The 8,648-nt window shown below is 75.0% G+C and carries 1 pseudogene; it reads right to left on the bottom strand.

Annotated elements, in window-relative coordinates:
* Nucleotides 1–8,648 (bottom strand): annotated as a pseudogene (locus B9S57_RS22120) (hypothetical protein); the annotation flags it as partial.

Consider the following 8,648-nt stretch of genomic DNA (forward strand, 5'->3'; position numbering starts at 1 on the left):
GGGGTCCCCAGGACCCGGGCGGCCAGCGCGGGCAGCAGGTCGGCGCCGCCGTGGTCACCCGCGCGACGCTCGGGCGGGGCCGGCTCGCCGTCCGCGCCGTCCTGGCGCGGTTCACCCGCGAACGGCCGTGAGAGGGCCGAGCCCGCCAGCGCCACCCGCTGTGCGGGGGTCGGCCAGAGGGTCACCGGCAGGCGGCCGAGGGCGTCGAACTCGGCCTGCTGGGCGGCGGTCAGCCGCACCCCGGCGGCATCGAGCTCGGCCTGGGTGAAGGTGTCCGCGGTGTCGAGGGCGAGGGCGTCGAGGAGATCCTCGTTGCCGTCCTGGCCCAGCGCCCAGGCGAGGCGGTCGCGGGCGGCGCCGATGGCCTCGGCGGTGACCGCCGGGTCGCCCGGGCCGGCCGCGAACCGTGCCGCGAGGTCGTCCCCGAGCAGGTGGGGCAGACGGCCACGGTCCTGGGCGGCGGCGAGCAGCGCGTGGAAGAACGAGGCACCGTCGTGCGGCATGTCGTGCACCTCGCGCACCGTGGTGCGGTCCGGCGAGGTGAGGGTGCGCGGGGTGGCCCCGGTGCCGTCGGTGATCGTGTACGGCGCGGGCGCCTCGGAGCGCCAGCCGGGCGCGGTGTACTCCTGCGGGAGGTCCTTCACCGGGACCGAGGCCGAACCCTGGTGGTGGGCGGTGAGCCGGGAGGCGGCGAGGTGCAGCCGGTGGTGGTCCGCGGCGGCGGTCCCGGTGCGCTGCTCCCAGCGGCGTACCTCGTCGCGGGCGGCCTGCCAGGCGGCGACGGCAGGGGAAGGGGGCACCGGCGCGCCGGAGTTGCCGACCCCCTGCGCGGCCTGCTCGCCGACGCTCAGGCCGAGCCAGGTCTCCCTGGCCCGCGCGCGGGCGTCGTAGTAGCCCTTCTCCGCCGTGGCGAGGTCGCCGGCCGCCTTGGACTGGCTGTCCCAGGCCGTGCGGACCTCGTCGGTGAAGGCGGCGTCGTCCAGGAGGCCGTAGTCGCGGGCGATGTCCTCGCGCAGCCAGACCAGGGCGGTGGTCTCCGCCTCGGCGGCCCGCGGTCCCCGCCGGGCCTTTCCCAGCGCGTACATCGGTCGGCTGTCGGTGATCCGGTGGTCCACCTCGGCCACGGAGAGCCAGCTCACCGGAAGGGCGAAGAGCATGCTGCGGTCGGTGACGACCTTGACGTGGGTGCCGAGGGTGGTGTCCGCGGTGCCCTTGAGCGTGGTGCCGTCGTTCGCACCGGCGATCGGGACCGTGGCACCCGGGTTGGTGACGCCCGCGTTGCTGGTGCCGGCCAGTGGCGCGGTGCCCACCGCACCCTCGACGTTGTCGGTGATGCCGGCGTCCAGCGCGTCGGAGGTCTTCGCCCGCTGCATGGCCTCCATGCGCGGCTTGTTCTCCACGGCGAGCAGCCGGGCCCCCCGGCGGTGCATCCGCGCGTAGAGGCGGGAGTCGGCGGTGTGGGACTGGCCGAAGAGGTGGGAGGACGCCTGGGTGGGCAGGGACGTGCCGTTCGCTCCGAGCGCCTCACGGAAGCCCGAGGTCAGACCGCCCTGTGCGGTGGCCTCCTGCTGGGCCTGGGCCGGGGCGGTGCCGAGGCCGGTGAGCGAGGTGAGGCGTGCCGTGCGGACGCGTCCGTCGAGGACCCTGCCGGTGTGCCGGCTGCCGAGGTCGGTGTCGCCGAGGCCGTCGGCGCGCGCGGTCGCCAGGGTCAGGGCGTCCCGCACGTTGGCGGCGCCCCGGATGTCGACGGCGAGGATGCCGGACCCGATCCGGTCGTCGAAGGGCAGGATGTCCGGATCAGGGGCGCCGCCGGTGTCGCCGCCGGAGGTCCGCCAGGCGGCGATGCCCTCGGGGCGTGCCTGGTCGGCGGTCAGCATCCGCACCGCGCGCTCGGGTTCCGGCACGTCCTGCTCGGTGAGCGCACCGTCCGCGCCGTCGCCGTCCGGGGTGAGCAGGCTCGCCGGAAGGATCTCGTGGAGGCTGCCGACGGGTACGGAGCTGACGCCGGGGGTGAGCGGGTCACCGGTCGCGTCCGTCATGGTGACGGTCAGGGTGTAGCCGGTGACGATCTCGGCGTGTGCCTGGGTGGTGGCGATGTTCGGCATCGCCGTGGTGCCGGAGGCCTGGGTCCGGTTGCTCGCACGCTGCTTGGCCGCGGTGCCCTGGAGCGAGGGATTGGCGATGAGGATGCCGCTGTCCGCCGCGCGCTCGCCCCCGCTGAGCGTCACGTCGGCGCCGCGGTCCTGGGAGGCGCCGGCTGCCGCGTCGCGGGCGGTGGTGCGGTAGTCCTCCAGTTCGTAGCCGGTGCGCAGCCTGTCCACGGTGGTGGTGACCGGGGTCAGCTCGAACCTGACCTGACCGGGGCTGCCGCCGACCGGCAGGTGGAACGGACTGGACCAGGCCCGGTGGCGGACCGGCAGGGTGAGCCCGCCGGTGGTCAGCTCGTGGAGGTGCGCCGCGAGGAAGTCCGGGGAGAGCCGCTGGAGCACCTGCTCCCGGTCGTGCGAGGGCACTCCGGCCCTCTCCAGCTGTCCCATCAGCTGCCGCGCCGCGCGCCCGGCGTCGAGCCGGCCGCTGGGGTGGGTGGGGAACCGGCGGCGTCTCAGGTAGGGGGGAATCCGGTACCCGCGACCCAGGTTGCGCGGGGTGGTGGTGTCCAGGCCGTCGGGGGCGAGCCCGGCCTCGATGACGTCCTGCATCGGCAGGTGGAACATCACCGCGTCGCGGATGCGCTGGAGCGCGGCAGCGGCCCTGCGCGGGGCCAGGCCGTTGCCGAGCCCTTCGGAGAGCCGCGCGGCCGCGGAGCTGATGCGGGCGCCGGCGCGGGTGCCCACCGCCCCCATGGCGGCCGTCCAGCGGTCCCGGACCGCGATGGTCTCGGCGGAGTCCGCGACGACCAGGTACATCCGCCCGGCGTAGGTGAGGGTGGTGTTGCGTCCGCGGGTCAGGGTCTGGGAGACACTGCGGCCCTTGCCCCAGGCGTACTGCATGGCCGTCGAGTAGGAGCCGACGACCGCCGAGCGGCCGGGGGCCTGCTGCAGGGGCATGACGGCGCCCTGGAGACCGAGGGTGGTGCGCGAGACGGTGCTCGCACCGCCGTTGACCCGGTGTTCGTTGCCGACGGTGGCCTCGAGGCTGGCGGGTTTCGGGTCGCTCCTGACCCGGAAGTTGCTCAGTTCGCCGCGGACCACTGCCTTGAGGTAGTGCGTCCGGAACGGGCCCGCACCGTTGAGCCCCGTGACACGCGAGCCGAACGGACCGAGATACTGGCCGAGTTGTCCGGCGATGCCGAGGTTCGCCATCGCCCGGCGCAGCGCCGTGCGCACCGGTGCGCCGGGAGCGCCGACGTGCCAGGAGCTGCCCGAGGCCCGGTCGGCGGTGTCCTGCATCAGCCGCTGGCGCTGCGGGCCGCCCTCGGCGCTCAGGACCACGTGCGGCGCGCTCAGAAGTCTGTCCGTGAGCTGCACGTCGACCGAGTCGGTCCGCGGCAGCGGGCGTGTGCCGTCGAGGAGTTGGTCCGCCTCGGTGGAGGAGAGCTGCCGGGGTGCGGGCGTGGCCGCCGGTGCCGTCCGGGCGGGCGCCGGGTCGGCGGGGGCGTGGTGCTCGGAGCCGTGCGCGGCCGGCACGGCGAGCTCGACACGGCCCACGGTCTCGCTGCCCCGGGCGAACAGGGGCCGTTCCTCCACCTTGCTCACGAAGAGGCCCGCGCCCAGAAGGCCGACCGACGCGAGGCGCGCCCAGCCGCGCGGGCGGCGGTGTCCCTCGAACGTGGCGCCCAGCTCGACCTGGTAGCTGTAGAGATCGGCGCCGGTCTGGAACGTCAGGTGGTCGTGGGTGACCGCGACCGTGTTCCTGGTGGTCTTCGTGTCAGTCCTGGCGTGACGAGCCCCGACCGCCAAGCTGCCGACCTGGCGGGGCAGTCCGACGTCGGGCACCTTGTCGTGGTCGCGCGGCGAGACGCCCAGCTCCACGCCTCCGGAGAGGGTGACGGCGGCCTGCTGTCCCTGCCCGGAGACCTCGGTGCCGATCACCGCGTTGCGCAGCGAGCGCTCGCTCATGGTGGTCTCGAACCGCCGGTCGGTGAGGCGCGCCCTGAGGATGAGCGTGTGGTGCCCGCGGCGCACCTTGCCGTCCTCGGTGAGGGTGACCGGCACCCCGGTGGTGGTCAGGTCGTCCAGGCTCTGCGCCAGGGTGGGGCGGTTCAGCGCCTCGCGCACCTGGCGGTCGTTGTGCAGCGCGGTCCGCATGCGCCCGTCGCCGTACCAGAACTTGGCCAGCCGCGGGTGCCGCAGCATCAACGGCGGGACGAAGAGGGACGGGTAGGCGCGGTGCAGCGTGTCCAGGACGGTGTCGGCGAAGGCCCGTGCGGGGTCCTGGGGGGCGGGCTGCGCGCTCTGCGGCTGGGCCGGCGGCTGTACCTGGGGAGCCGCCCGGCCGGCGCGGAAGCCCTCGGCCCGTACCTGGCCGCTCAGGTGGACCGGGTCCTCGCGGGTGAGGTACCAGGGCACCGGCGGCTCGGCGTCCGGGTGGGGGCCGGTCCGGCCGGGCGTGCGACCGTCCCAGCCCGCGAGGCGGCGCGCGTCCTGGGTGGAGATCCAGTCCAGGCTGACCACCCGGACCGGGCGGGCCGCGGACGGAAGCTCGCCGGGCTTTCGCACCATCAGGGTGCGCTCCACCCGGTAGAGCGCGACCGGGTGGTTGCGGACGCGGCCGGTGGTCTTCCGGGCGGCGTCGGCGCCGAGGTAGTGGCCGCGCCCGGTGGAGAGGTCCACGCGGACCAGCGGACCGCCCTGGAGCCGTACGTCGGTGTCCGCGCCGGTGAGCGTGTAGCTGGGGCCGGCGGTGACCTGGAAGCCCAGCCGGGTGTCACGGACGTGGCCGCGCTGGTTCTGGTACGTGGTCTGGGTGAGGTCGCGCAGCTCCGCCTTGGCCGACTCGGCGACCAGGGTGGCACGGTGCGGTACCGACCGCTCCACGATCAGGTGCCCCAGCGGGTGCTGTCCGCTGCCTCGGGTCAGCTCGGGACCGGTGACGGTACCCGAGAACCGGCCGAACAGTGCGAGGAGCCTGCCCGGCCGGACGTACGAGACCAGGGTGCGGTGTGCCGAACTCCCCGGGCGCGCACCGGAGAGGGCGAGGGCCACGTCCTCGGGCGGGTCCACGAGGTGCAGCCCGGTGGTGTCGGTGATCCCCGGCTCGATCCCGTCCGGGAAGGTGAGCGTCCCCGGTGCCCGCCGGGGCCCCGTGTAGGGCACGGTGATGTCGTCGGGGAGCCGCCAGCTGAGGCCGTCGCGCATCCCGAACTCGGCGGTGTGCACCCGGGTGCGCAGCCAGCCCGGCTGCGGTGCGGCCGGGGCCTCGGTGACGCGGTCCACCCGTACCCGGTAGTGGACGTCGTCCAGGTGGAGGTGGGAACCCTCGTGGGCGCGCCACTCGGTCTGGTTGTACGCCTGGGTGCCCTGCGTGTAGTCGGTCCTGCGGGTCCAGCCCAGTGAGAAGCCGAGCTTGAGCAGCCAGTTGAGCGGCGGGCCCATGCTGAGCCCACCGGCGATCCGCCGGCCGAAGCCGACGCTGCGCCCGCCGCCCGTACCTGCCTGGCCGCGTCGCATGGTGTCGAGCCGGACGGTGGCACCGTCCACGTCGGAGAAGCGTTCCCAGCGGTGGTACGGGATGGCCTCGACCGTCATCTCGTGGCCGACCCCGGACTTCTCCCGGCCCACGAAGCGCGCGCCGCGCGGAGCGGTGAAGGCACCGGGCTGATCGGTCAGCAGCCGCAGCAGGTCCGCCTCGTCGAACTGGGCGCGCAGCTTCGCGGGCAGCTTGCCCAGGATCTCCTCCGCCACCTGCTCGGGCGAGCGCAGGGTGGTCTTCCCGACGCCGGTGAGGAGTCCGGTCCGGTGGCCCGGCGTGGTCCCGCCCGGGTCGGCGCCGGGGCTGATGAGGACCGTGGGCAGGCGGCTCCCGTCCTCGAAGGTGACGGTATCCGGCGCCGGGCCCGGCGGCCGGACGTCCTGGCCGGTCAGCAGCCGTGCCGGGCGGTGCCGCTCGAGTTGGGTCTCCAGCGGTACCGGGTCGCCCCGGTCGGGGGTCTCGGGATCGGGGCCGTCGAGGTCGGTGATCCCGCCCATGCTGCGCGGCCACTCCCCGAGGGGGCCGGAGACGGCCGCCTGAGTGGGCTGTGGATCCTGCGTGGTGATCGGGTCCTGGGTGGTGATCGGGTCCTGGCTGGTGCGATCCGTCGCGGGCGTGAGCGCGGCCGAGGCCGGGACGAGCGCGTCGAAGTGGTCCGTACCGTTGTAGGCCAGGTGCAGGGCGCCGCCCTGGCCTCCCGGGTTGAGCGTGTTGACGAAGGTGCCGCCCGGCGACTGCGGGTCGGGCTGGACGAGCCGCAGGTCGAGGTCGAGCGTGTGCGCCAGAGCCTCGGGGAGCAGGTCGGCGAAGGGAGAGGCCCACAGCGCGGGCAGTTCGGCCGCCGAGGCGACGAGGTCCCTGGCCCCGAGCCGCCACGCGTCGGCCGGGGTGGGCGCCACGTCGGCGAGGTGCGGGTAGTCGCTCTCCCGGAGGATCCGCTGCCACGCGACGGCGTCACCGTCGGTGACCACGTCCTGGGCGGTCCGGTTCCAGAGCCGGGTGATCCGGTCCAGTTCTGCCGGGTCCCGCACTCCGGCGAGGGCGCGCATCCGCAGGTCGTCCACGACGGCGAACACCGGGTCCGGGATCGCCACGGCCACGGTGTCACCCAGTTCGGACCGGGTGATCCGGTCGCTCAGCAGGCGGCGCAGTCCGGCGATGTTCCGCGCGGCCCACGCCGGCGGTACGTCCTGACCGCGCGCGCTGTCGAGCAGGGACCGGAAGAGGCAGTTACCGCCTCCGGGGGTGATCAGCCGCCGGAAGGCCGACCCGTCCGCGTGCACGGTGTCCGTGCTGCCGGGCGTGGACCTGCTGAGGAGGGTCACGTCCTCGGCGGGGCTCTCAGGGCGGCTCGGCCCGGGCGCCAGGTCGGGCCTGCGGCGGGCGAGTTCGGCGGTGTCCTCGGGGCTGAGGGCCAGCTCGGACAGCGGCAGCGGGCTGTCGGAGAGCGACCAGGTGATCTGTGCGGTGGGCGCGTAGGCCAGACCGCGCACGTCATCCGGTGTGACCAGGGTGCTCGGCGGGAGCGCGGGCGGCGGCGGGGGGAGCAGGGCGTCGAGCGTGGTGCCGGGCCCGGCCGTGGTGCTCAACTCGGCGGCGGCACGCAGGAAATCGCCGTACTGTTCGACCGTCGGACCGGCCGCCGGATCGTCCGTGGTCCCGCCGGTGGCCCCGTGCCGGTCGATGACCATCCGGCGCAGCAGGTCCGGGGTCATGCGGCCGTCGCCGTAGCGGGCCGCGCTGTCCGGGCTGCGCCAGCGCAGGCCGTCCACGAAGGCGAGCCCTGCCAGGAGCTCCCGGTTCTCCGGGCGCTGCTCGGCGTCAGGGCCGAGGATCTCGCGCAGGGTGCGGACCTGTTGGAGGGTCCGGGTCAGGGCGAACGCGTCGGCCGGTCCCGGGCCCGTGTGGAGGCCGATGTCGCGTGCCAGACCGTCCAGGTCCGTGCCGCTGGGCTCCGGGGTGAAGACCCTCCAGCGTCCCGGTCCGTCCTCGCCCTCGGTGAGCACCGCGCGGACGTTGCCCTCGCCGTCCCTGGCCGTGCCCACTTCAGTGGTCGGCGCGTGGACCCGGCGTCCGGTCCGGTTCGCCACGTGCTGGGCCACCGGTAGTCCCGCCACCTCGGGCTGCCGCCCGGTCTCGCAGGAGAACAGCACCAGCGGCCGGTCCTGACTGCCTTCCTGGGCCCAGGACTTGAGCACCTCACCGACCTGCACACCGCTGACCTTCACGGTGGGCCGCGCCGCGTCCTGGGTACCGAGGGTGACGGTGCGGGGGGTGCCGTGCCCCGCGAAGTAGTCGGCGCCGTGCTCGGTGCCGGAGCCGGGAAGCGGACTCGGCGGGCCGGTGAACACCGTACGGGGGGCGGGCGGGGCCTCGGCGCCGCCCGTGGCGGCCGGGGCTCCGGAGGTGGTCCGCACACCCCGGAAGGTGTCCGCGCCGAGGAGCGTCCGGCGCCCCTCGGCGCGGGCCGTGCCATCCTCCGCAGAGCTCTGGGAGATGATCAGCGTCTGTACGGCGCGCCCGGGCAGGGGCTTCACCGCGGTGTCCGGAATCAGGCGCCGCAGCTGCGCGACGGGCACGGTGTGGCCGTCCAGCGTGGTGACGGCCGGCTCCCCCGATGGACGTGACGAACCGTTGCCGCTGTTCTCGGTGGAGCCACCGGCGGCGGGGCGTACGACGATCCGGGCCGGCGTAAGGGGCGCCGGCGGGAGCGACTCGGGGTGGGAGTCCGGCGAGGTGGGCGGGGGCGGCGGGGTTGCGTCGCCACCCGGTCCGCGTCCGAAGCCTGCACCCGTACCCGGTCCGTCGGCTCCCCGGCCCTCGGTGCCGCTCCTGCCCGACTCCAGGTGCAGGTCCGTCGCCGTGCCGGTCCATGGGCGGGACAGGGTGGCGAGTTTGTCCGGGGCGGGTGTGGCGGTGGCCGTGGACTCGGGGACGGCCGTGGCATCGCGTACGGGGACCGGCTTCTCCGCGAGCGCCGTCGGGGGTGTGGCCGAGGACGTGACGGCCGGAGTGCC

Source organism: Streptomyces sp. SM10 (genome assembly GCF_002910915.1).
Taxonomy (GTDB): Bacteria; Actinomycetota; Actinomycetes; order Streptomycetales; family Streptomycetaceae; genus Streptomyces.